The following is a 22594-nucleotide window of genomic DNA, read 5'->3' as shown; positions in this document are numbered from 1 at the left end:
CACACCACGGTGACGCCGGGGTAGCAACCGATGAAGACGTGATCGTCGTCCACGCCTGCCGAGGTCGATATCGGGCCCTGTCCGAGGGGCACTGCCGTCAGGTGGGGGTACAGACGTCCGACGAGTGCGGTCGCAGCGTTCCAATCCGAGGTGGTGGCCTCTCGGAGTACAGAAATCGGATCCGGTGCGTCCACGTACCAGATGGTTGATGCTTTGGCCCCCACTACCGGCACCTCTCTCTCCGTTACTTCCTGGGAAGCCTACGGTGTGAGCGTCGGCGGTTCGTCACCGCGCGGCACATCGGTCACAGCAGAACTCAGTTGTGACCGCTGCTGCGAACGCCGAGCAGGACGTCCTCCCACGACGGCAGTGCCCCTCGGACAGGGCCCGATATCGACCTCGGCAGGCGTGGACGACGATCACGTCTTCATCGGTTGCTACCCCGGCGTCACCGTGGTGTGCGGATCCAATCTCGCGGTGCCCACACCGTCGACACTTCCCGAATCATTCACTCGCCCGCTGGCGTCCGAGCACACCTACCTCGTCGCCTCGGATCCCCAACACGCCTGGGGTGCGTTCGCGTACTGGGAACGCGGTGAATTCCGCCGATCCTTCAGTGCCACTCCGGTGTACATCTACGAGGACGCAGGCCTGCCATTGGTGTGGGAGCGATCGTTCTGGGCCGGTGAGCATCCGCTGATCTATCCGCCCGGAGTGATGCCGGATCCGCAGTCGCTGCCGTTCCACCCTCAGGAATTCGCCGAGGCAGCCAACGCCGAGTGGCTCGGGTTCCGCTACACCGGCGCACCACACGCGGACGAATTCGATCCGAACACCCTGCCGGTCTGCGGCTTCACGATGTACGTCCCGGGGCAGGAACCACCGCCACCGAACCAGCAGAACCGAAGCTCCAACGGCCGCGGCGCACAGGAACCGATGCCCGACGCCCCCGACGAGCAGGCACCGCGACCGAAGAAGCGTTGGTTCTCGCGCAAATAGTGGCCCGGGTGGGCACCGTTGCACGCAATCACCGCTGATCGACGGGATTTCGCCGATTGTCGCCGGTAGTGCGCAACTGTGCCCGCTGTCGGAGACCGACTGAGCAAACGACTGCTAGAACGCCAGCGCCGCCAGTGCCACGAAGCTCAGCATGGAACCGATACCGGCTCCGTACACGGCCCAGCGCCACACCGGTATGGCGAGCCATCGCATGACCGTCGGTGCCGCACCCGCGACGACGATGATGTTCAGACCGATCGCGAGCAGCGGATGAATTCTGGCGAGCTCCAGACCGAACGTCGTCAGTGCCACCCCGACGAGCGCCGCCGAGATCACGGCGATCGGGATTCCGGTCCAGCGGACGTCCGGGTCGTGGTCGGTCACGTCAGGCGCACACGTTCGTAGAACCCCATCGCAGCGGCCGTCGCAACATTGAGTGAGTCGGTGCCGGGAGCCATCGGAATGCGCGCGCGAATGTCCGTGGCGCGCATGGCATGTTCGGTCAGACCCGGCCCCTCCGCGCCGAGCAACAACGCCACCTTCTCCCCCGTCATCGCCGCCGCCAGCGACACCGCAGTCGGATTGGGCGTGAGCGAAATCAGCTGAAAGCCATGCGCGCGAACGCGATCGAGGCCGCGCGGCCACTCGGGCACCTTGGCGAACGGCACCCGCAGCACATGCCCCATCGATACCCGCACCGACCGTCGATAGAGCGGATCCGCGCAGGCGGCCCCGAACAACACGGCATCCACGCCCAGGCCGGCCGCGTTACGGAACATCGACCCAAGATTCTCGTGATCGTTGACGCCCTCGAGAATCGCCACCGTCTTCGCGTCGGCCAACACCTCGTCGAGATCGAGGGCAGGCGGCCTGTTCGCCGCCGCCAGCACACCACGATTGAGATGGAATCCGACGACCTCGGCCATCACCTCCGCGGACGTCCGATAGAACGGGACGTCGGAATCCGCCAGATCGTCGCGCAACGCGTCGAGCCGTCGATCCACGCCCAGCAGGCTGATCATCGGGAAGCGCGAGGTCAGCAGTCGCTGCGCAACCAACACACCCTCCGCGATCACCAATCCTTTGCCCTCGGGCAGGTCGGGCCGCCGATCCGACGAGTTGAGATCGCGAAAATCGTCCAGCCGGGGGTCGGAGGGGTCGTCGACATCGATTACATGAACCACCCGCTCATCTTGTCACCCGGCATTTCTGACGGTCCGTCGGCGAAGGCCTGGTTCTGTATGGCAGTTTTTTCGGGTCGTTCCGCGGGCTCCACTCCTGTATGGAAAAGTAAAGAACGATGACTACCGACGAATCGATCACCATCCGCACCGCCACCGACGACGACTGGGATGCCGTCGCGCTGCTCGACGCCCACGCCTTCGGCGAGCACCAGAACGCCGAGGACCTGGCCGAGACGCAGATCCTGACCCAGTCCGAGCACGTGTACCTGGCGTGGGACGGCGAGACCCCGGTGGGTGTGGCCATGCACTTCCCGATGTCGGTCACCGTTCCCGGTGGTGCGCAGGTCGAGGCGTCCGGAGTCTCCTGGGTGTCTGTCGCGCCGACGCACCGTCGACGCGGCATCCTGCGATCGATGTTCACCCAGCAGCACCGCGCTCTGAACGACGCCGGCGCACCGCTGTCCCTGCTCACGGCCAGCGAGGCGACGATCTACGGACGCTTCGGCTACGGGCCGATAACCGAGGAGATCAGCGTCTCGATCGACCGTCGATTCGCGCAGTTCCGCAAGGATGCTCCCCCGGCGACCGGTGTGCGGCTGATCGAATCGGCCGAGGCCACCGAACTGCTCCCCGACATCTACCACCGCTGGCAGCAGCAGACCGCAGGCGCGCAGCCCAAGCCGCCGATCCGCTGGGAGCGGTTCTTCGCCGACCGAGAGAACCGACGCGGCGGACTGACGGCTCTGTTCTTCATCGTCCATCCCGACGGTTACGTCGCCTACCGACGCGGACGCAACCCCAGCCGGGTGGTGGTACAGGAATTCATCGCGGTGACCGATGCCGCCTACGCCGCGCTGTGGCAGATCCTCGTCGGGGTCGACCTGGTCGACACCATCGAGGTGCAACAGTCACGAGACGAAGCCCTGCCGTTCCTGCTGACCAACAACCGACTGCCGAAGGTCACCGGACACCACGACGCACTGTGGGGCCGCATCATGCACGTCGAGGCAGCGCTCGAGGCACGCACCTACGCTCTCGACACCTCGTTGATCATCGCTGTGCGAGATCCCTTCCTCGATGCGGGCGGTACCTATTCGCTCACCGTGACCGACGGCCGAGCCACCTGCACCCGGGTGGAATCCGAACCGGACATCGAACTCGACATCGATGTGCTCGCGAGCATCTACTTCGGCACCCATCGCGCCCGCTTGTTCGCCGCGGCCAACCGCCTCACCGCACGCAACGACGCGTCACTGCACGCATTGGACCTGACGTTCGGAACCGCGCGCCCGGCCGTCATGGGTTGGGGTTTCTAGACCTACCTGTTCGGCGCATCGAGTGCGGTGGCCGAGCCGCCGTGCATCCAGAGCGCCGCGCCCAGGGTCACCGAAAGCAGCACCGTCACGTAGGCGATGAACTCGACACTGCCGCCACCGCTGGTGGCGTGATAGATCAGCGGTGCCGTACCTCCGAAGAGGGAGTTCGCCACGGCGTAACCGAAGCCGACGCCCAGCGCACGAATGTGCGCAGGGAACACTTCGGCCTTGGCGATGCCGTTCACCGACAGGTAGCACGTGAGGACGAAAAACGCGCACACCAGGATGACGAAGACCGCCGGCGGGGACGCCACCCGGGTGGTGGCCAGCACCAGCGCTCCGGTCGCCGGTATCCCCAGTGCTCCGAATGCGACGAGCAGCGGCTTTCTTCCGATGCGGTCGCTCAGTGCGCCGCCGACCGGCTGCAGCACCATCAACACCACGAAAGCAGCGAACACGAGACCGGTCGCAACGAGCTCTCCCCTGGCTCCGTCGGCAGCGAAGAACGTCTCGCGAACGACCGAGGGGACCGTGACGGTGTAGGTGTAGAACGCGGCACTCCCGCCTGCGGTCAACAAGAACACCCAGACGAGCGGACGCCAGTGATCGCGGAACAGCGCCTTCATCGTGGCGTCTCGGTCCGCTCGTGGTGCTCCCGGTTCACGAGGCACACGATCGAGTCCGCGAGCCCACCACAACGAGGCGACGCCTGCCGCGCCTCCCGCGGCGAAGGCGAGTCGAAAGCCCCATTCGGAGATCGCCGCGCGGTCCGTGCTCGCGAGGAGTACGAGCAGACATGCCTGCGCGAGCACGAGGCCGCCGACGATGGTCGCGGCCTGGAAGGAGGCGAAGAACCCGCGATGCCCTCGCGTGCCCGATTCGGAGAGCAGCACCGTCGCCGCGGCATATTCGCCGCCGGTTGCGATGCCCTGGACGATGCTCACGACGGCGAGGATCACCGCGGCCCAGGCCCCGATCGCGTGGACGGTGGGAGTCAGTGCCAGAGCGACCGATCCGGCCGACATGAGCGTGACCGCAGCGACGAGCGCGAACTGTCGGCCTCGCACGTCCGCGAGCCTGCCGAACAGCCACGAACCGAGCGGGCGCACGACGAAGGTCAATGCGAAGAGTCCGTAGACGTACACGAGTGAATTGGTCGAAGCCGGATCGAAGAACTCGGTCCGAAAGTACGGCGCGAACGTCGCATAGAGGTACAGGTTGAACCACTGCACCAGGTTCGGTACCGAACCAGCCAGAATGACGCGAACCTGCGTACGACGGTCGGGGCTCACCGGCTCGGTGCGATTCACGTGCTGAAAATACCCGAACTCCCGGCATACCGGGCGCTGTCGAGAGCACATGACTTTTGTCATGGCCGGACCGTGACGGTGTCACTGCAGATGATGATGCGCTGCACTGTTTTCGGTGATCACGGCCCAGCAGACTCGTAGTCATGAAGCAACCAGACGAAGGAAACCTGTACACCGATCTGATGGAGCTCGGGCCGGCTCCGACGATGGCACGTGAGATCGTCGTCATCGTCATCAGCATCGCGATTGTCGCGGTGCTGTTCGCAATCGTCGGTACGTCGCTCCCGGCGTTCGTCGCTCTCGGCGTCATCGTCGCCTTCATGGGCGTGCGGTTCGTCATCGGACTCCGCCACTGGGAGAAGCAATCATGACCATCATCGAAGTCAGTGGCATGACTCGCCGCTACGGTTCGGGCAAGAACGCTTTCGAGGCCGTGAAGGCGCTCGATCTGAAGGTCGCAGAGGGCGAACTGTTCGGCCTACTTGGTACCAACGGTGCCGGCAAGACGTCCACTCTCGAAGTGATTCAGGGACTTTCACGGCCGAGCGAGGGCACTGTGCGGATTCTGGGAATGGATCCGGTGTCCGACCGCCGCAAGGTCCGACCGTCGCTGGGCATCATGCTGCAGAAGGGCGGCCTGCCCCAGGATCTGACCACCGCGGAGAGCCTGCGCATGTGGGCGGGCACGTGCAGCAATCCGCTGCCGACGGACGAGGTGCTGGGGCGCGTCGACCTGGCCGACCGCGCCGATACCCGGGTCAAGTTTCTCTCCGGCGGAGAGCAGCGCAGGCTGGATCTGGCGTGCGCCATCATCAGCCGCCCACGAGTGCTGTTCCTGGACGAACCGACCACCGGACTCGATCCCGAAAGTCGCCGCAACACATGGCATCTGATCCAGGAGCTGAAAAACTCCGGCGTGACGATCATGCTGACGACGCACTACCTGGACGAGGCCGAGTCGCTGTGCGACCGGCTGGCGATCATGCACCGCGGCGCAGTCGTTCGCAGCGGAACGGTCGACGAGGTGGTCGCCGACCATCCGGCGAAGATCGAACTGAAGGCCCCGGGCACGGCGTTGCCGTCACTGCCGGGTACCGACATGGACGTCTCGGGAGACACCGTCTCGATCCGGACGTCCTCGGTACAGGACACGCTCACCGACTTGTTGGTGTGGGCCCGCACCAACGGGGTGACCCTGCACGGACTCGACGCCCGGGCCGCATCGCTCGAGACCGTATTCCTCTCCATCGCAGACGAATTCGACAATTCCGAATCGACACACACGAAAGTGATGAGCGCATGAGCACGATGACCGCCCTGTCGCGAGCAGAGTTCACACTGCTCGGACGCAATCGAGTACTACTGTTCAACGCGACCGTCATACCCCTCGTGCTGCCGATCGTGCTGCTGATCGTCGGCAGTCGGGGCGACGACGGGCTGACCGACGTGGGCGTCGGAGCGGCGCTCGAGATGTTCGTACTGTTCCTGCTGGTGTTCATGGTCTACTACAACATGCTCTCGATCTACGCCACACGTCGAGACGAGCTGGTGCTCAAGCGACTTCGCACCGGAGAGAGCTCGGACCTACAGATTCTGCTGGGGCCAGCGGTACCCTCGTTCATCCTCACCGTGGCACTGGGCCTGATCGTCGGAGCAGTGGTTCTGGCCTTCGGTGGCCCGGTTCCTACCAATCCCCTGCTCGTCGCCGTCGCCCTCCTCGGTGGAGCGGCTCTGTTCGCCGCACTGGCGTTGATCACGTCCGCCTTCACCCGCAATGCGGAGGCGGCGCAGATCACCAGCCTGCCGGTCATCCTGATCGCGATGGCCGGGTCGTCACTGCTGCGCGGCGTTCTGCCGGATTCGCTGAGCACCGTCATCGACCTGACTCCCATGGCCGCAGTCTCGGACCTGTTGAACCTCGGCTGGTTCGGCACCACAAGCCCGGGCGACGCGTCGGCCGGGTTCGCCGCCACCTTCACCGAAGCCGGAATGCCGCTGCTGGTGATGCTCGCCTGGATCGTCGGCAGTCTCCTGATCGCCCGCACGCACTTCCGTTGGGAACCGCGGTCCTAGATCGCGTCATTCGTCGACCGTCTGCAAGGCTGGGGATCATGAAGCTGCACCAGTACCTCAATCCACTGCACGGCTGGAACGACAGCAGTGCAGTGGACAAGGTGCGCGTCTACACCCGCCAGTCGTTCCTGCTGATCTCCGTCGGTGTCGCCGTCGGTGCGATGCTGACATCTCTGCAGTACGACGACTATCGGTCGATGGCGGCAGCAGCCGTGTGTGCGGCCGCCACCTTCTTGGTTGTGCAGCGCACCCCCGCACTCGGCGGCGAGTCGACGGCCGACCCACGAATCCCGTTGGCAATCGCGGCGGTCGCCGCCGTGGTGCTGGTAGCCGGAGGGACCACGAGCAACGCAATCTGGGCCGCCGTACTCGTCACCACAGCGGTCGCGACCCTGATTCCGTTGCGTTGGTCCCTCGCGGCGGCTGTGGCCGCTGCTCTGCTCGCGGCGGCTCTGGGAACACCGGCGGTGGACACCGTGATCCTCGGCATCTTCATCGCCTTCATGGCCTTCACGGTGCAACTGTCGGCATGGCTGCTGCGCATCGTCACCGAACTCGATGCCACTCGCGACGCTGCTGCCGCGCTCTCGGTTGCCGAGGAGCGTCTGCGCTTCTCTCGAGATCTGCACGACGTTGTCGGACGTGCGCTCTCCGCAATAGCGGTCAAGAGCGAACTCGCCGCAACGCTGGCTCGCCGGGGTGACGATCGAGCGGCGGGCCAGATGGACGAGGTTCGCATCCTGGCCCAGGAATCCATGGCCGACGCTCGAAAGCTGGTTCGCGGCTACCGATCGGTCGATGTGGCGTCGGAACTCGACGGGGCTCGATCCCTGCTGTCGGCCGCAGGTATTTCCACCGAACTGGTCGGTGAGACCTCGGTTCTGTCCGAGCGCGCGGCCGAGGCGGCCGCCTGGGTGGTCCGTGAGGGCGTGACGAACATTCTGCGCCACTCGTCCGCCACTTATTGTCGAATCGAGCTGACCGACAACAGCATTCGTTTGATCAACGATCGTCCCGGTGCATCGTCCGAGCGCGACGACGGCACCGGCCTGAGCGGGTTGCGCGAACGATTGGTCGCCGTCGGAGGAGCGCTGAACACGGAGAAGACGAGCGAGGAATTCACCCTCACTGCGACGTTACCGACATCGCCCCAGAAGCCGAGGACCACACCATGATTCGAGTACTACTGGCCGACGACGAGAATCTGATCCGAACCGCTCTGGCGACCATGCTCGATCTGGAGGACGACATCGAAATCGTCGGGCAGGCCGACTCCGGCGAGAAGGCGTTGACCGTCGCAGCCTCTCTCGCCCCCGATGTGGCCGTGCTCGACCTGCAGATGGGCGGGATCGACGGCATCGAGACGGCCCAGAAGATCGCCGAGACGCTGCCCTCCTGTGCGTCGATCATCGTCACCAGTCACGGTCGGCCGGGCTACCTGAAGAAGGCGCTCGAAGCGGGCGTACGCGGGTTCCTCCCCAAGACCACGTCGGCTGCCACGCTGGCCGAGGTGGTGCGCACCGTCCACGGCGGCGGTCGCTACGTCGACCCCACGCTGGCCGCGGAAGCCATCGGAGCCGGAGACTCTCCGCTCACACCACGCGAGGCCGATGTGCTCGAGTTCGCCGCGGACGGCGCGTCGATCGCGGAGATCGCACGGCGGGCTCATCTTTCGCCCGGCACCACCCGCAACTACCTGTCCGCTGCCGCTGCGAAACTGGGGGCAGCGAACCGGCACGAGGCCTGCGCTCTCGCTAGACGCCACGGCTGGATCTGACCGACCGTCACACTTTCGTGCTCACGGCGACAGTATCGAGGGTGGGGAGCCGATGACCGTCCGCGGGCCGTACCACGGTGATCCGCAAATTGTTGTGCCGCAGTAGATACACCGCCGCGAAGAGGCCGGTCGCCAGAGAGATGGCCCCGCCGAACAGCAACGGTGCCCGCGGATCCAAGGCGTCGGCGAGCCAACCGAGAACCGGACTGCCCAGCGGAGTACCGCCGAGGAAACACAGCATGTAGATGCCCATCACGCGTCCGCGCATGTCGGACGGCACCGACATCTGCAGAATGTTCATCGCCGACGTCGTGAACGTCAAAGTCAGGGCGCCGGTGGGTATCAGCAGAAGCGCGACGAGCAAGTAGTTGGGCATCAACCCGACGATCAACTCGAAAGCTCCGAATGCGATGACGGCACCGATGAAAAGACGCAGGCGCGGTGCGCTCGCCCGCCGTGCAGCCAGAGTCGCTCCGGCCAACGTGCCGACCGCCAGCGTCGTCGAGAGCAGACCGTAGGCGTCCGCTCCGCTACCGAACGTGTTGCGCGCCAACACCGACAGACTCAGCGGGAAGTTGAGGCCGAACGTCGAGACCATGAAGACCGTGGCCAGCAGTACTCGTAGGTCACCGCGCCCCCAGACGTAGCGAAATCCCTCCCGCACCTGCCCTTTGGCGCGTGGGGCAGGTTCGACGCGGAAGAGTTGACCGACGTTCATCGCCACGAGGGCACCGAACACCGCCGCGAACGACACGGCATTGATGAGGAACACCCAGCCGGTGCCGACGAGGGTGATGAGCACTCCGGACACGGCAGGCCCGACGATGCGCGCCATGTTGAACGTCATCGAGTTCAACGCGATCGCATTGGCGAGGGTCTCTTTGCCGACCATCTCGATGGTGAAGGATTGCCGCACAGGAGCGTCGATGGCGGACGAGCAGCCGAGGATGAACGCGATGACGTACACGTGCCACAGCTCGACCATCCCCCCGACGTCGAGCACACCGAGCACCAGACCGCAGACCGCGGCGAACACCTGGGTGATCATCAGGAGCTTGCGCTTGTCGTATCGGTCTGCCAGGACCCCACCCCAGACCGAGAGGAACAGTGTCGGCCCGAACTGCAGGGCCATGACGATGCCGACGGCGAAGCCGTTGCCGCCGGACAGCGTCAGAACGAGCCAGTCCTGGGCAACCCGCTGCATCCACGTGCCGACCAGCGAGACGATCTGCCCCGACGCCCACAATCGGTAGTTGTGAGTCTTCAGGGCGGCGAACATCGTCGAGCCGGAGGAACGGGAAACAGGGGCCACCGTTCAAATAATAAACCTAGGTAACTACTCGGAGTCGCTCACGAGGGCCCCGATGATCGTCACCGCGTCACGGAGTGTGTCGAGCTGCTCTGGTCCGAGGCCTGCGAGCTGCGCGGTCATCCACGCTTCGCGGGCGCTGGCCTCGTCGGCGATCAGCTCTCGCCCGGCCGGTGACAGCGAGACGATCACCTGCCGCCCGTCGGTGGGGTGTGGGGTGCGCGCCACCAGGCCGAGTTCGGCCAACGATGCGATCACCCGCGTCATCGACGGCGGCTGTACCTTCTCTCGCGCGGCCAATGCACCCGGCGTCATGTCACCCTCCCGACTCAGCGTGGCCAGAGCCGACAGCTGAGTGAGCGAGACTTGCGAGTCCACTCGCCTACCCCGAAGGTGGCGAGTCAGCCTCACCACCGCAAGCGACAGGTCGCTTGCCAATTCCCGATTGTCCTTCACAACATTTCCCGACGTCACAGCGCAGAGAATACGCCCTGGTACCGACCTCGCATCATGTAACCGCCTCGGTGATGGGTCCGACGGCGAAATATGCGACGAACAGCAACGCCACGATCCACAACAGGGGATGGACCGACTTCGCCCGACCGGAGCCGACCGCGAGTATCACCCAGGTGATGAAACCGACGCCGATCCCGTTGGCGATGGAGTAGGTGAAGGGCATCACCACGATGGTCAGGAAGGCGGGCAACGCGTAATCGAAGCGCCGGAAGTCGATGTCGAGGACCTGTCCGATCATCAGCGCACCCACCACGACCAGTGCCGGAGCGGCCGCTTCGATCGGAACGACGGCCGTGAGAGGGGTGAAGAACATGGCCAACAGAAAGAGCAATCCGGTGACGACGTTGGCCAGTCCGGTACGCGCGCCCTCGGCGATTCCGGAAGCCGATTCGACGAACACGGTGTTCGACGACGCCGACGCACCGCCACCGACGATGGCTCCGGCCCCCTCGACGACCAGGGCCTTGCCGATGTTCGGCAATTTCCCGTCCTTGTCCAGTTTCGCTTCCTTGCCCAAACCGGTCATCGTGCCCATCGCGTCGAAGAAGTTCGCGAGCACCAGCGTGAACACCAGCAGGCTGGCGGCGAGCACGCCGATGCGCGTGAACGCTCCGAACAGATCGACGTTGCCCACCAACGACAGATCGGGAGACTGAATCAACTCGGTGGGCAGCTGCGGAACCGACAGGTTCCAGCCCTTGGGGTCGACGCCGTTCGACGGACCCACGTCGGTGACGGCCTCGACGATCGCCGCCAGCACCGTCGTCACAACGATGCCGATCAGCAGACCGCCGCGCACCTTGCGCACCACCAGCACACCCATCAGCAACAACCCGAACACGAAGATCACCGTCGGCCACGACGCGATGGACCCGTCGATGCCGAGCCCGACGGGAACCGTCGTGCCCGCGGCGTCGGGGATGCGGCGCACGAAGCCGGAGTCGACCAGTCCGATGAAGGCGATGAACGCGCCGATGCCTGCGGCGATCGCTGCCTTGAGCTCGGCCGGGATCGCATTGAACACCGCGGTGCGGAATCCGGTGACGGCCAGGAGCACGATGATGATGCCGTCGATCACGACCAGCCCCATCGCCTCGGGCCACGTCACCTGCGGTGCGATCGTCACGGCGAGCAGTGTGTTGATACCCAGGCCTGCTGCGATGCCGAAGGGATAGTTGGCGATGATGCCGAACGCGATGCTCATGAATCCGGCCACCAGCGCTGTCACGGCGGCGACCTGGGCGACCGGCAGGATGTTGCCGAGCACGTCGGTCTTGGCGGCCGCGTCGTCGGCGGAGAAGCTGCCCAGGATCAGCGGATTGAGGACCACGATGTAGGCCATGGCCACGAAGGTGACCACTCCTCCTCGGACCTCGGATCCGACCGTCGAGCCTCGTTCGGTGATCTTGAAGTAGTTGTCGAGTAGCCGCGACGACAGTTGCATGAGCGAACGATAAAGCACACCGAAGCACTTGGGTAACCGCAACGGCGCAGCCGAGACACGCGGCAGTGGCGTAACTTGAATTTCGTGGCCGACCTCCCCCAGATTCCGCGCAGCCTCACCGATCCGGTACCTGTGTTGGCGATCGGCATCCTCGGCTGGATCCTCGCGCTGGTGGTGTTCACCGCCATCGGAGGTGGGGGCGGCGACGCACTGGCCACGTGTTGGTGCGGCATCGCAGTCGGTGCCGTAGGGTTCGGAATCTTCCTGATGCAGAGAGCGGCGTCACGTCGCGGGAGCAAAACCGCCCAACGCGGCCTCGATTGAGATCAGAATCACGTTAGCCCGGTCACCACAGGCCTCTGACGTGGGCAAACTAACCCCTCGACCGGTTGAGTAACACAAAGTTAACGTGGACCATGGGTTATGTCAGAAAAAAACAACCTCTTGATCCACGAAAGCCAGGCCATGAAGCTCGTCTCTCAGTACCGCACTCGCCGCAACCACGTCCGCTCGCTCCGCGCCCTCTACGCACGCGCCAACGCTGTCTCCAGCCCGGCCATGCGCGACGAGCTGCTCGTCATCGCACAGCGCTCGGATTTCTCGCGCTGATCAGCCTGACGGCATAGATCCAACCCAGCCCCCACAGGGCACCGAACACCCAGCCGGCCAGCACGTCCGTGGTCCAGTGCGCACCTAAGTAGATCCGAGAGAATCCGATCAGCAGGGACGCGAGCACGGGAAACACGAGCAGTACCGGCCGATGCAGCCACGGAGTGGACGATCGCAGCATCACCGCGATCGCCACCGTGGCAAGCACCATCGACATCATCGCGTGGCCCGACGGAAACGAATGGCTCGCAATGTCGACCAGCCGCTCCGGAAGCGGTGGACGCTCCCGCGCGAACGCGAACTTCAGCGCATTCATCAGACCCCATCCGGTCAGCATCGCGCCTGCGATCACGACGGCATCCGATCTGCGTCCGACGCGGAGCAATGCAACGACGCCCACCGCGGACAGCAGAAACATCGACACCGTGTTGCCGAGCGTGGTGATGATCCAGAACATCGTCGTGACCCACCCGACTCGATGCCCGACCATCCAGTCCAGGATCACACCGTCAAACCCCACGAGGTCGCTCCCAACTCTCCGTGCAATGGACCGTTCCGTCGGCGGTCACCCACCACGGGAGTGTCCGCTCGCCGCTCACGTCACCGGACAGCCGCACCACGAGTTCGCGATGCACCACCACCCCGCCGGACGGCAGCGGCAATCCCATGACCGCACAGGCCGATACGGCTCCGGGTTCACGATCCCAGGAGCTGACCCGTCCCACTCCCAGCACTTCTCCGCTGATCGCCTCCGACGCCGACCTGATGTCGAGAACGTCGGCCAGTGCCGCAGCGGTAGCCATGTCCGAGAGCACGGCGACCTCCGGTGGTACCACGCTCGCCAGCCACGGGGCGTCGATCACCAGCGCATCCGACGCGTCCACGACTGCGCCGCCGAGCGTGCGGACACGATCCGGGGGATCGATGTCCGAGACCTCGATGCGCCGCTCCACCACAGCGGTGGCGATGAGCGTGTGGGTTCGCGCGATCACCGCAGGGGTCGGACTCCGCTGTGGATCCGACAGCGCTGCCAGCAGCACGCGAGCAGTATCGGCGCTGTCGCAGATCGACGCGCTGAGCACCGCCTGCAGTTCGTCGGCACGCGGATGATCCAGCGGATCGAGCAACCCGGCGAACGTCTCGTCCGACGGTGCCCGAAACGCAATCGGACGCGAACCATGCACTCGCGCATGGCGTCCGATCCACCACGCGGTGTAGCCGTCCCGATCGGCCAGTGCCGCACGGGTGCTCGGGTCGTCCAACAGTACGGTCAGAGCCTCGGACCAGCCATCCGATCGAACGAGGTCGAGATCGCGAACCGCCAAGAGTGTTTCCGGCTCCTCGGACAGCCCCGACCACCATGCCGACTCGTCGTCGAGATCGTGATCCGGCCCGGTCGGCAGTTCGTCACGCACCACCGAGAACCCCCACCCGACGCCCACTGCTCGCAGCGCCCGCTCACCGAACCTGGCCACCACCGCAGGCGCGAGCACACCGAACGGCGAATCCCGTATCAGCAGATCCGCCAACGGCGCTCCGGGAAGCAACAATTCGTCGGCGCTGCGCAATTCACCCTCGTCGTCTTCGAGGGGCAGACCGCCGAGCCAACCGGGTAGTTCGCTCGCCTCTGCCGCCAGCGCGAGCACGGCCGAGACCAGACCGTCGACCTCCTCGCTCTCGTCCCAGTCGAGATCGTCCAGCGCAGCCTCGAGCGCCGGGTCGGTGAGCAGCTCGGTCGCAGTCGACTCGCGGGCACCCAGACGCGACAGCAGCGGACTCACCGCTTCCGGGTGCACCAACCTGACCCAGGTGACCGCAGCCGAGGCGTCGGAGCCGATCACCGTCGTCCGCGGACCGGTCACCGTGCGACCGTCCGCGAGCGGAACAGGCAGCGCCGCAAGCTCTTCCGCAGCCACACCGTCGACAACAAGTGGGGTCAACGCGTCGAACAGTCGCCGCCACCAACTCGGCTCGCGATCGAGCCCACCGACCATCTCCGCCAGCCTCGCCAACCCGATCCGGTGCACACCCACTGCCGCGAGCGCAGACGCATGCCGTGCACCCGACAGTGATGCGTCGACCAGATCGGGTACGACACCTGTCAGTACCTCGGTGAGTTCCTCGGTGGCGTCGGCGACGACGTTCGCCCGCTCGGGCACCAGATCGCGTCCGTCGACACCGGGAAGCCATGGTGCGCAGGACAATCGACGAAACACGAGTTCACGCAGCGCAACGTCGACCTCGCTGCGAGCGAATCCGACCTCGGGCACGAACGACACCCTGGATGCGGCAGGCAGCGAGGCCACGAAGTCCACGTACCCGTGCGCTACCGCGTCGAACGAGACACCCGGCAACACGCGTCGCCGATCGGGTTGCATCGGTACATCGGCAATGACCAACGCGGGCAACGAGATCAGCTCGTCCGAGCGCGTCGGAGCGCGCAACACATCGGGCGCCGCGGGAACGGGCAGACCGTCGACGACCGGAGCGAGCCAGCGGGCGGCCGAGGTGGTGAACTGCCGCCAGGTTCGCGCGCCGATCGTGACCTCGGAGGAATGGTCGTCCAATTCGGTTCTGCTGCAGTCGATCACGACGCCGTCGATCTCGATGGAGTTCAACGCCTCCAGTTCGAGCAGCAGGTCGACGGCCTCGTCCACAAATCCTGCCGCGAAATAATCCGCCGCCACATCGGCTCGCAATGTCAACACGATCTCGGTGTCGAAGCCGTCGGCCGGCGAATCTGCGACCGGCCATGCGAGCCGCAGCACCGGCGCGCCGGTGTCAGGCAAGGGCATGCCTCGCTCGGTCATCGCCTCGAGCGTGCGCCGTGCGCTGAACGCCACGCCGCCGTTACGGGAGCGCACCTCGATCTCGTCGGACACCGAACGCACGGCGGTGAACCCGACCCCGAACTGTCCGACGCCAGGGTCCGTCGAGCCCTTGGCCGAGGCCCGCAACGCCGTGAGTGCATGCACACCCGAGACATCGAGCGCTGCACCGGTATTGGCGACATGCAGAGCACCGAACTCATCGGTCCACACGGCCAGCCGACCCGGCACGCCGGCGCGCTGCGCGGCGTCCGCCGCGTTCTGCGCCAGCTCGGTCAACAGACGATCGCGGTAACCCCCGCGCACCAGATCGGACTCGGACGCCGAATCCTCCCGTAGCCTGGTGGGAGAAGAGCCCCACGCCGCGAGAATCGACTCCCGCAGCGACTCGGTGTCGAACGGATCGATCAGCTCGGAGATGCCGAAGCTTCTTCCTGCGCAGCACGATCGGTGGTAGTCAACGCATCGTCGGCGACGGGTTCGGCCTCGTCGACCGCAACGACCTCGTCAGCCGGCTCTTCGGAGGCTGTCTCTTGTGGAGTCACCGACGCCTCCGGGGCAGCCTCGTCCGTGTCGGCCGTCTCGACGCCGTCGGTCGTCTCGGCAACAGCAGCAGGCTCGACCGGAGCGACCGGCGACGCGATGACGTCGAGTGCCGCGTCGTCGTACGGCTCGAATTGCGGCGATCCGGCTCCGGTGGGAAGTTCGGTGTCCGAATGCGCTCCGCAGCCGTACTCGGCGTGCACCACGTGTCCGTCGGCCGCGAATTCGTTGCCGCACACCCCGAATGCGGCGGACATGGACCCGGCGATGGGGAGGTAGAAGCCACACAGCCCGCAGGTCGACGGCGCAGCCTTGGCCATCTCGGTATCGGGCCCGAAGTCGCCGTCGTGCCAACGCTGGGCGGCGTCGAGGCGTCCTTCGAGGCTGATGACCTTGCTTCGGCCGAGGCCGATCTCGCCCGCCACCTCGTCGATGGCGGGGTCGCCGGATTCGACGTACCCGGGTACGAGCCGGGGATCGTCCTGGCGCGGAGACAGCAGATCGCCGGGTCCCAGGTCGCCGGGACGGATGCGCTCGTCCCAGGGCACCCAGGTCGGTGCCACGAGAGCGTCGGGGCCCGGGAGCAGAACCAGCTCACTGACCGTGGCGTGATCCGCGTCCTCCGGGGCGGCGACCACGACGGCCCACTGCCATCCGCGGTACCCCTCGAGATCGCTGGCGAACCGGTGCGTGGCCGCGCTGGCGTCTTCGGCGGTGACCCCGAGGTACTCGCCGATACCGCCCTCTCCCAGGTCGAGCAGAGCCTGCCGCGCGAGGTCCACGGCATCGGCCAAGACGGGGCGGATGGAATCGAGCTCTGGAGAAGATACGAAACTCACACATTCAGTTTGCCGCATCGACTCGGTGACGCCCAGTTCGGGCTGCCATCATGGGTGCAATGACCGTCCGTGCTCGCACCCACGCTGCCCTCGTGGCCTCGCTGCTGGCCGTGTCCGCCTGTTCGTCGACGACGCAGCCGACCCCGGTGACGTCCGACTCGGTTCCGGCACTGACCACCGAGATCCTGCGCGAATACGACCGTGGCAACGACGCATTCACTCAGGGCTTCGAGATCGACGGCGACGTGCTCTACGAGGGCACCGGATTGGAAGGCTCCTCGTTCGTCAGGCGGACGTCGCTCGAGACCATGACCGAACTCGATCGCGTGGATCTGCCGTCCGACCTGTTCGGCGAAGGCATCACCGTCGACGGCGACACGCTGTGGCAGATCACCTGGCAGGACGGTGTCGCGATCGCCCGAGACCAGGACACTCTGACAGAACGACGCCGAGTCAACTACGAGGGCGAAGGCTGGGGGCTGTGCACGCAGACGCCGGACAACCGCCTCGTCATGAGCGACGGCTCGTCCACCCTCACCTTCCGCGACCCCACGTCGTTCGAGGCCGAGGGCACCGTGAACGTCACACTCGACGGCAATCCGGTGGAGCGCCTCAACGAACTCGAATGCGCCGACGACGGATCGGTGTACGCCAACGTGTGGCAGACGTTCGACATCATGCGCATCGACCCCGAGACCGGCGCGGTGACGGCCGTCATCGACGGCACCCCACTGTGGGATTCGATGTCGGCCTCCCAACGAGGGGGTGCCGACGTGTTCAACGGCATCGCACAGATCCCCGGCACCGACCGGTTTCTCGTGACCGGCAAATACTGGCCCACGATCTTCGAGGTGCAATTCACCGATACCGCGCCGGTAGGACAGAATTGACACCGTGAACGATCCACGTCTCCCCCACACCCCACCGGGTGCGGACGACCCCGAAAAGGTTCACCCCGCAGGCTCCGCTCCTGACTCGAACGGTCACTCCGCAGGCTCCGCTCCTGACTCGAACGGTCACTCCGCAGGCTCCGCTCCTGACTCGAACGGTCACTCCGCAGGCTCCGCTCCTGCCCCACTCGAGCACCCCGGTCTGGCCAACTACCCGGCCGCAACTCCTGTGACCCCCCATGTTCCCAGCCGCCGCGAGCCGTTGCCGCCGTTGCACCCGCCGCGTACCGAACAGATCACCGCGGCACGCGGCAAGGCCGGCGCACGCAAGCCGCCGCCGATGCCCAAGAAGCTGACCGTCACCCGCGTCGCCGCCATGCGTGGACGCGAGCTGACCGGCAAGGGAATCGCATCGTTCCAGCGAGCCGCGAAGGCCGACGGTGCCGACAAGTCCGGTCTGACGGCACTCACCTACGCGACCATGGCGAACTTCGCATCGGATGCCGCCTTGGCGATCGCCCTGGCCAACACACTCTTCTTCTCTGCCGCCACCGGTGAGGACAAGACCAAGGTCGCGCTGTATCTCGTCATCACCATCGCGCCGTTCGCGTTGATCGCCCCGCTCATCGGTCCGCTGCTGGACCGATTGCAGCAGGGCCGACGCATCGCACTCGCCACGTCCTTCGGGTTGCGCACCGTGTTGGCGGTGGTGCTGGTGTTCAACTTCGACAGCTGGGTGTTGTATCCGGCCGCGCTCGGCATGCTCGTCCTGAGCAAGTCGTTCGCGGTGCTCAAGAGCGCGGTGACGCCGCGGGTACTGCCGCCGGAGATCGACCTGGTCCGCGTCAACTCACGTCTGACGGTGTTCGGTCTGCTCGGCGGCACCATCGCGGCCGGGGCGGTCGCCGGCGGCATCGCGTTCGTCGCGGGTTCGCCGGGCGCCCTGTGGTTCGTCGCCGCGATCACCGTGCTCGGTGCCTACCTGAGCATGCGCATTCCGTCCTGGGTGGAGATCACCGAGGGTGAAGTGCCCGCAACCTTGAGTTACCACGCCGATCAGCACGGTGATCGCGATTACGCCGGAAGCGGGGCTCCCACCGAGAACATCCGCCGCACGCCCCCGTCGCCCCCGGCGTCGGGCACCACCAAGAACCGCAGACAACCCTTGGGCCGGGCGGTCATCGTCGGGCTCTGGGGCAACGGCACCATCCGGATTCTCACCGGCTTCCTGACGCTCTACATCGCGTTCGTCGCCAAATCCCGTACCGAACACGAGCCGCTTCAGCAGGCCGCGATGCTCGGACTCGTCGGAGCCGCCGCCGGTCTCGGCAACTTCTCCGGCAACGCGCTCGGAGCCAGGATCAAGCTCGGCCGGCCGTCCCTGGTGGTTCTTCGCTGCACCCTCGCAGTCACAGTCGTGGCCGTCGTCGCCGCGGTCACCGACAGCCTGCTCACCGCAGCGGTGGCAGCGCTCGTCGCGTCGAGCGCCAGTGCACTCGCCAAGGTCTCCCTCGACGCGTCCCTGCAGGCCGATCTGCCGCCGGAATCGATCGCGTCGGGATTCGGCCGATCGGAAACCGTCATGCAGCTGTGCTGGGTCCTGGGCGGCACGCTCGGCGTGCTGCTCCCCACCGAGTACTGGCTCGGTTTCACCGTGGTCTCGGTGTTGCTTACGATCGGGCTCGTGCAGACATTCCTCACCTACCGCGGCAGATCACTTCTGCCCGGCTTCGGCGGCAACCGCCCCGACCACGTCGAACAAGAAGTGTCCGACGGTTCCTTCGGCGAAAACGTGACCAAGTGAATCTCGCTCCCCGCACCAAGAAGATCGCGGCCCTGGTCGCCGCAGGTCTACTCGTCGTCGCCGTTGCCTTCGTCGCGGTACTCGCGCTGCTGATTGGGAACGCGCCGGAGAAGGAACCGACCGTCTCCGCCTACGCCAACGGCCGAGCCGTCGACGTGGAGCCGTACCTGTACTGCGCCGTCAGCGACCCACTGTGCACCAATGTCGGAGAAACCACCGAAATCCAGGTCGGCAAGGCTCCGACGGTGCAGCTCTCGCTTCCCGAGGCCGTCTACTCGGCTCCGTGGGTGCTCGCCCTGGTCTACGGCGACGACAGCGGAAACGTCGTGGAGGACAGCGCGTTCAACGAACCGGGAACCAGGCTCAGCGTCACGGTGCCCACCACGGACGACAGTGGCCGAACCCTGCTCGGGATCGAAGTGCGTCTGCCCACCGGCATCATCGACACCGACACCAATCAGGAGGGCTTCGTCAGCCACGCCATCTGGTCGATCGGCACGCTGCCGTAGGTCGTTCCCGAGATCAGCTGTCGAGCTCGCGGGCGACGGCCCGGACCACCTCGGAGATGCGTTGCGCGATCTTGCGGTCCGGGTACTTGCCCTTGCGGAGCTCGGGCTGCACCGTCGCTTCGAGCAGCGTGATCATGTCCTCGACCATGCCGTGCAGCTCGTCGGGAGTGTGCTTGCGCTCGACGGGTTCGCGGCGGGTGCTGCCGGTGTTCTGACGCACCGACGGTGCCGGCTCGAGCACCTTCAGGCTCAACGCCTGCGGTCCGCGACGGCCTGCGGCCATCCCGAACTCGACTCGCTGACCGGCTTTGAGGCCCTCGACGCCCTCGGGCAGCGCCGAGGAACGCACGTAGACGTCCTCGCCTTCCTCCTGCGAGAGGAATCCGAATCCCTTGTCGACGTCGTACCACTTCACCTTGCCGGTCGGCACTGAGCTCACCCGTTCATCTGTTGCTGTGACAGTTGCGTTGTCCGTGGGACCGATGTTCGACCCGCACAAGTTTCGCGCCCCACGAGGACGTAGGACGCGAATACACCAGTCTAGCGCGGTGAGCCCGGATAGAGCATTCGAGTTGTTCACCGCACGGCGCTCTTCACAGCGTCGCGATTCGCACTACCGTGGTCGATGTGGACACAACGACCCGTAAGAGCAGCACCGCTCTGCTGCGCATCGCGCTGGCCCTGTTCGCGATCGGCCTCGTCGCCATCGTCGCGATCCTGATGTTTCCGATCTTCTCCGACGCGAAGCCCCCACTCGGGCTCTATCTGACGGCCATGTTCTCCGCGCCGACCGGCTTCGTGCTGGCGCTGGGCTACGCGCTGGCATCCGGACGAAGGGCGCGCTGACCATGCGGTTGATACTGAACGTCATCTGGCTGGTCTTCGGCGGCCTGTGGCTGGCACTGGGCTACTTCCTCGCCGGACTGCTGCTGTGCATCCTGATCGTGACCATTCCGTTCGGCATCGCGTCGTTCCGCATCGGCGTCTACGCGCTGTGGCCGTTCGGATCGACGATCGTCGACAAGCCGGGGTCCGGATCCGGTGCGCTCGTCGGAAACGTGCTGTGGCTGATTCTGGCCGGTTGGTGGCTGGCCCTGACTCACGTGGTCACCGCCGTCGCGATGGCGATCACCATCATCGGCATCCCGTTGGCGATCGCGAACCTGAAGATGATCCCCGTATCCCTGATGCCCCTCGGCAAGGACATCGTTGCCGTTCGGTGACCTCCGGAACCGGTTGCCGTCGATGTGACTTCCATCACATCACGCTCCGGTAACGGACAGGCAACGGACAGGGGTTCAATGCCCGGCACGTCCACTAGCTGGGCCGACTCGAGCGACCTGAAAGAGGTACAAAATGTGCTCTCGGCGACGCTCCGAAATCGACAGTTACCAAATAGTGACGTAAGGCGGGAATTTCAGTACGGTCAGCAGCGGCCGGAAAGTTCGGCCGAATTCCGGCCCGCAGCGCCAAACCTCGTCCCGCGGGAACCGGAACACCCTCGACGATCACCCAGGGGACGAGGACGGGGGACCCACGTCCCTCCACGGACAACCGGGAAGTTGTAGCGACTCACGAAGTCGCGCCGACTTCCCTTGGGGTGAAGCCCAATTGCCCACTCGCAGGAGTGTGTGAGACGGCCGGGCTACCTCTCAGCCCGAACCCGACAGCTGACCTCGCAGGCGCGTGTGGAGAGGATTTCAACTCGTATGAGCGGACGTCATCGCAAGCCGAGCACCACTGGCAAGACCGTCGCAAAGGTCGCAGTCACCGGAGCCATCATGGGCACCGCAAGCATCGCCTTCACCGGCACCGCGAACGCGGCACCGGATTCCGACTGGGACCGCCTCGCACAGTGTGAAGCCGGCGGCAACTGGGGCATCAACACCGGCAACGGCTACCAGGGTGGGTTGCAGTTCTCCCCCAGCACCTGGAACGCGCACGGCGGCCAGCAGTACGCGGCCACGGCCAACCAGGCCAGCCGTGAAGAGCAGATCGCAGTCGCAGAGAAGGTCCTCGACTCGCAGGGCTGGGGCGCATGGCCGTCCTGCTCCTCGAGCCTCGGCCTGAACAGCGCGCCCACCGAGCGCAGTGTTCCGGTCACCCCCAAGGCACCGGAAGCTCCCGCGTTGCCCGATCTGACGTCCATCCCGGCAGTCGACAACTCGGCCGAGGTCGTCGAGGGCATCGTCACCGCCGTCCAGAACCTCACCAACGATCCGCAGATCGCCTCGTTCGTGCAGAACGCGGCTCAGGGCATCCAGCTCGATCCTCAGATCGTCAACTTCTACCAGGCAAACAAGGCATTCCTGCCCCAGTAAGCGCCCGGAGACGGTTCAGCTCGTACGAAAGAAGCCCCCGACGGATTGTCGGGGGCTTCTTTCGTGCTCGAGGGCCGCGGCTAGCGATTGACCACGGTCACCGGATGGGCGTACGGAAGGTCTTCGACGGGCAGCGGGAACTCGGTGTCCTCGCCGAAGGGTGACAAGCCACCCGAGCGAGCGGACGAGAGTTCGGTCACCGCGTGGTCACCGCGAGCGGTTTCCGGCCAGCCTGGATCGACATAGGGCTTCTTCGACTTGTTCACCATGCGCCTATTTTGACACCTGCCCTGCGGCAAGCACCAGCCCAGGTCTCTAATCTG

At 65.6% G+C, this 22594-nt stretch carries 27 protein-coding genes and 1 riboswitch; of the genes, 15 read left to right on the top strand and 12 right to left on the bottom strand.

The annotated features are described in order from the left end of the window. Positions 1-233: DUF6928 family protein (locus CH256_RS27525; RefSeq protein ID WP_441344183.1), on the bottom strand; the 233-nt coding region annotated here is incomplete at its 3' end. Here CH256_RS27525 and CH256_RS27520 point away from each other — a divergent pair. Beyond that, positions 202-999, top strand: coding sequence for a DUF6928 family protein (locus CH256_RS27520; protein ID WP_373454887.1), 798 nt, complete (start codon positions 202-204; stop codon positions 997-999). The two genes, CH256_RS27525 and CH256_RS27520, sit on opposite strands and share 32 nt — an antisense overlap. Before the next feature lie 114 nt (positions 1000-1113). Here the strand turns inward: CH256_RS27520 and CH256_RS27515 are convergent, their stop codons facing one another. Next, entirely contained in the window at positions 1114-1383 is a 270-nt protein-coding gene (locus tag CH256_RS27515) for a DUF2537 domain-containing protein (RefSeq protein ID WP_068047820.1), read from the bottom strand. After that, positions 1380-2183, bottom strand: coding sequence for a TrmH family RNA methyltransferase (locus CH256_RS27510; protein WP_094639386.1), 804 nt, complete (start codon positions 2181-2183; stop codon positions 1380-1382). The genes CH256_RS27515 and CH256_RS27510 overlap by 4 nt, the downstream gene beginning before the upstream one ends. 116 nt (positions 2184-2299) lie before the next feature. Here CH256_RS27510 and CH256_RS27505 point away from each other — a divergent pair, with 116 nt between their 5' ends. Continuing rightward, positions 2300-3499, top strand: a complete 1200-nt coding sequence (locus CH256_RS27505; protein ID WP_094639385.1) for a GNAT family N-acetyltransferase — start codon at positions 2300-2302, stop codon at positions 3497-3499. A 2-nt stretch (positions 3500-3501) separates the two neighbouring features. Here the strand turns inward: CH256_RS27505 and CH256_RS27500 are convergent, their stop codons facing one another. Then, positions 3502-4809 carry an MFS transporter gene (locus CH256_RS27500; RefSeq protein ID WP_179272260.1) on the bottom strand — a complete coding sequence of 436 codons (1308 nt, stop codon included), beginning with the start codon at positions 4807-4809 and terminating at the stop codon, positions 3502-3504. A 143-nt stretch (positions 4810-4952) separates the two neighbouring features. Between CH256_RS27500 and CH256_RS27495 the strand changes: the two genes are divergently transcribed. Genes CH256_RS27495 through CH256_RS27475 form a run of 5 tightly spaced genes read left to right on the top strand, consistent with a single transcriptional unit; the run spans position 4953 to position 8659 of the window. Further along, on the top strand, positions 4953-5180 hold the full coding sequence (locus CH256_RS27495; RefSeq protein ID WP_179272259.1) for a hypothetical protein: 228 nt from the start codon (positions 4953-4955) through the stop codon (positions 5178-5180). Continuing rightward, complete coding sequence (locus CH256_RS27490) at positions 5177-6112, top strand: ABC transporter ATP-binding protein (RefSeq protein ID WP_094671556.1); 936 nt, start codon at positions 5177-5179, stop codon at positions 6110-6112. Before CH256_RS27495 ends, CH256_RS27490 begins: the two co-directional genes overlap by 4 nt. Next, positions 6109-6882, top strand: coding sequence for an ABC transporter permease (locus tag CH256_RS27485; RefSeq protein ID WP_094671553.1), 774 nt, complete (start codon positions 6109-6111; stop codon positions 6880-6882). Before CH256_RS27490 ends, CH256_RS27485 begins: the two co-directional genes overlap by 4 nt. A 38-nt stretch (positions 6883-6920) precedes the next feature. After that, positions 6921-8057, top strand: coding sequence for a sensor histidine kinase (locus CH256_RS27480; protein WP_094671551.1), 1137 nt, complete (start codon positions 6921-6923; stop codon positions 8055-8057). Next, a complete protein-coding gene (locus CH256_RS27475; RefSeq protein ID WP_068047851.1) occupies positions 8054-8659 on the top strand; it encodes a response regulator transcription factor in 606 nt (201 codons plus the stop codon). The genes CH256_RS27480 and CH256_RS27475 overlap by 4 nt, the downstream gene beginning before the upstream one ends. A 7-nt stretch (positions 8660-8666) precedes the next feature. On the opposite strand, the gene CH256_RS27470 is transcribed toward CH256_RS27475, so the two are convergent. The 3 genes from CH256_RS27470 to CH256_RS27460 are packed head-to-tail and all read right to left on the bottom strand — an operon-like array spanning position 8667 to position 11928. Continuing rightward, positions 8667-9938: an MFS transporter gene (locus CH256_RS27470; RefSeq protein ID WP_068047854.1), complete on the bottom strand. Its 1272-nt coding sequence runs from the start codon at positions 9936-9938 to the stop codon at positions 8667-8669. Positions 9939-9995: 57 nt separating this feature from the next. Next, positions 9996-10424, bottom strand: coding sequence for a MarR family winged helix-turn-helix transcriptional regulator (locus CH256_RS27465; RefSeq protein WP_037188786.1), 429 nt, complete (start codon positions 10422-10424; stop codon positions 9996-9998). A 52-nt stretch (positions 10425-10476) separates the two neighbouring features. Next, positions 10477-11928, bottom strand: coding sequence for an NCS2 family permease (locus tag CH256_RS27460; RefSeq protein ID WP_068047858.1), 1452 nt, complete (start codon positions 11926-11928; stop codon positions 10477-10479). Between the two features lie 84 nt (positions 11929-12012). Here CH256_RS27460 and CH256_RS27455 point away from each other — a divergent pair, with 84 nt between their 5' ends. Together CH256_RS27455 and CH256_RS27875 are read left to right on the top strand one after the other, a co-directional pair. Further along, positions 12013-12252, top strand: a complete 240-nt coding sequence (locus CH256_RS27455; protein WP_094639379.1) for a DUF2530 domain-containing protein — start codon at positions 12013-12015, stop codon at positions 12250-12252. Positions 12253-12351: 99 nt separating this feature from the next. Beyond that, positions 12352-12537 carry a hypothetical protein gene (locus CH256_RS27875; protein ID WP_141215306.1) on the top strand — a complete coding sequence of 62 codons (186 nt, stop codon included), beginning with the start codon at positions 12352-12354 and terminating at the stop codon, positions 12535-12537. Here CH256_RS27875 and CH256_RS27450 read toward each other — a convergent pair. The 3 genes from CH256_RS27450 to CH256_RS27440 are packed head-to-tail and all read right to left on the bottom strand — an operon-like array spanning position 12506 to position 16765. Continuing rightward, positions 12506-13057 carry a phosphatase PAP2 family protein gene (locus CH256_RS27450; protein ID WP_179272258.1) on the bottom strand — a complete coding sequence of 184 codons (552 nt, stop codon included), beginning with the start codon at positions 13055-13057 and terminating at the stop codon, positions 12506-12508. The two genes, CH256_RS27875 and CH256_RS27450, sit on opposite strands and share 32 nt — an antisense overlap. After that, the gene (locus CH256_RS27445; RefSeq protein ID WP_094671549.1) at positions 13047-15776 is read right to left on the bottom strand and encodes a sacsin N-terminal ATP-binding-like domain-containing protein; all 2730 of its coding nucleotides are present in this window, start codon (positions 15774-15776) and stop codon (positions 13047-13049) included. Before CH256_RS27445 ends, CH256_RS27450 begins: the two co-directional genes overlap by 11 nt. After that, positions 15773-16765 carry a DUF3027 domain-containing protein gene (locus CH256_RS27440; RefSeq protein ID WP_094671547.1) on the bottom strand — a complete coding sequence of 331 codons (993 nt, stop codon included), beginning with the start codon at positions 16763-16765 and terminating at the stop codon, positions 15773-15775. The genes CH256_RS27445 and CH256_RS27440 overlap by 4 nt, the downstream gene beginning before the upstream one ends. 41 nt (positions 16766-16806) lie before the next feature. Here CH256_RS27440 and CH256_RS27435 point away from each other — a divergent pair, with 41 nt between their 5' ends. The 3 genes from CH256_RS27435 to CH256_RS27425 all read left to right on the top strand — a co-directional run bounded on the left by CH256_RS27435 (position 16807) and on the right by CH256_RS27425 (position 19950). After that, on the top strand, positions 16807-17637 hold the full coding sequence (locus CH256_RS27435) for a glutaminyl-peptide cyclotransferase (protein WP_373454886.1): 831 nt from the start codon (positions 16807-16809) through the stop codon (positions 17635-17637). Between the two features lie 202 nt (positions 17638-17839). Then, entirely contained in the window at positions 17840-19441 is a 1602-nt protein-coding gene (locus CH256_RS27430; protein WP_373454888.1) for an MFS transporter, read from the top strand. Continuing rightward, the gene (locus tag CH256_RS27425; protein ID WP_068047880.1) at positions 19438-19950 is read left to right on the top strand and encodes a DUF2771 domain-containing protein; all 513 of its coding nucleotides are present in this window, start codon (positions 19438-19440) and stop codon (positions 19948-19950) included. Before CH256_RS27430 ends, CH256_RS27425 begins: the two co-directional genes overlap by 4 nt. Positions 19951-19963: 13 nt before the next feature. Here the strand turns inward: CH256_RS27425 and CH256_RS27420 are convergent, their stop codons facing one another. Beyond that, on the bottom strand, positions 19964-20380 hold the full coding sequence (locus CH256_RS27420; protein WP_008719325.1) for a cold-shock protein: 417 nt from the start codon (positions 20378-20380) through the stop codon (positions 19964-19966). Positions 20381-20577: 197 nt separating this feature from the next. Between CH256_RS27420 and CH256_RS27415 the strand changes: the two genes are divergently transcribed. The 3 genes from CH256_RS27415 (at position 20578) to CH256_RS27405 (ending at position 22271) form a co-directional block, all read left to right on the top strand. Further along, positions 20578-20796, top strand: coding sequence for a hypothetical protein (locus tag CH256_RS27415; RefSeq protein ID WP_082898830.1), 219 nt, complete (start codon positions 20578-20580; stop codon positions 20794-20796). 2 nt (positions 20797-20798) lie between these two features. Continuing rightward, a complete protein-coding gene (locus tag CH256_RS27410) occupies positions 20799-21173 on the top strand; it encodes a YccF domain-containing protein (RefSeq protein ID WP_037187421.1) in 375 nt (124 codons plus the stop codon). A 276-nt stretch (positions 21174-21449) separates the two neighbouring features. Continuing rightward, positions 21450-21651: riboswitch (cyclic di-AMP (ydaO/yuaA leader) on the top strand. Positions 21652-21659: 8 nt separating this feature from the next. Next, positions 21660-22271 carry a resuscitation-promoting factor Rpf1 domain-containing protein gene (locus tag CH256_RS27405; protein WP_068047889.1) on the top strand — a complete coding sequence of 204 codons (612 nt, stop codon included), beginning with the start codon at positions 21660-21662 and terminating at the stop codon, positions 22269-22271. Between the two features lie 80 nt (positions 22272-22351). Here CH256_RS27405 and CH256_RS27400 read toward each other — a convergent pair whose 3' ends face one another. Continuing rightward, a complete protein-coding gene (locus CH256_RS27400; protein WP_008719333.1) occupies positions 22352-22540 on the bottom strand; it encodes a hypothetical protein in 189 nt (62 codons plus the stop codon). Between the last annotated feature and the right edge of the window lie 54 nt (positions 22541-22594).

The organism is Rhodococcus sp. 05-2254-6 (assembly GCF_002258565.1).
In the GTDB taxonomy this organism is placed as follows: domain Bacteria; phylum Actinomycetota; class Actinomycetes; order Mycobacteriales; family Mycobacteriaceae; genus Rhodococcoides.
Note: the sequence above shows the minus strand (reverse complement) of the source record. Positions and strands in the feature narration are given on the sequence as shown.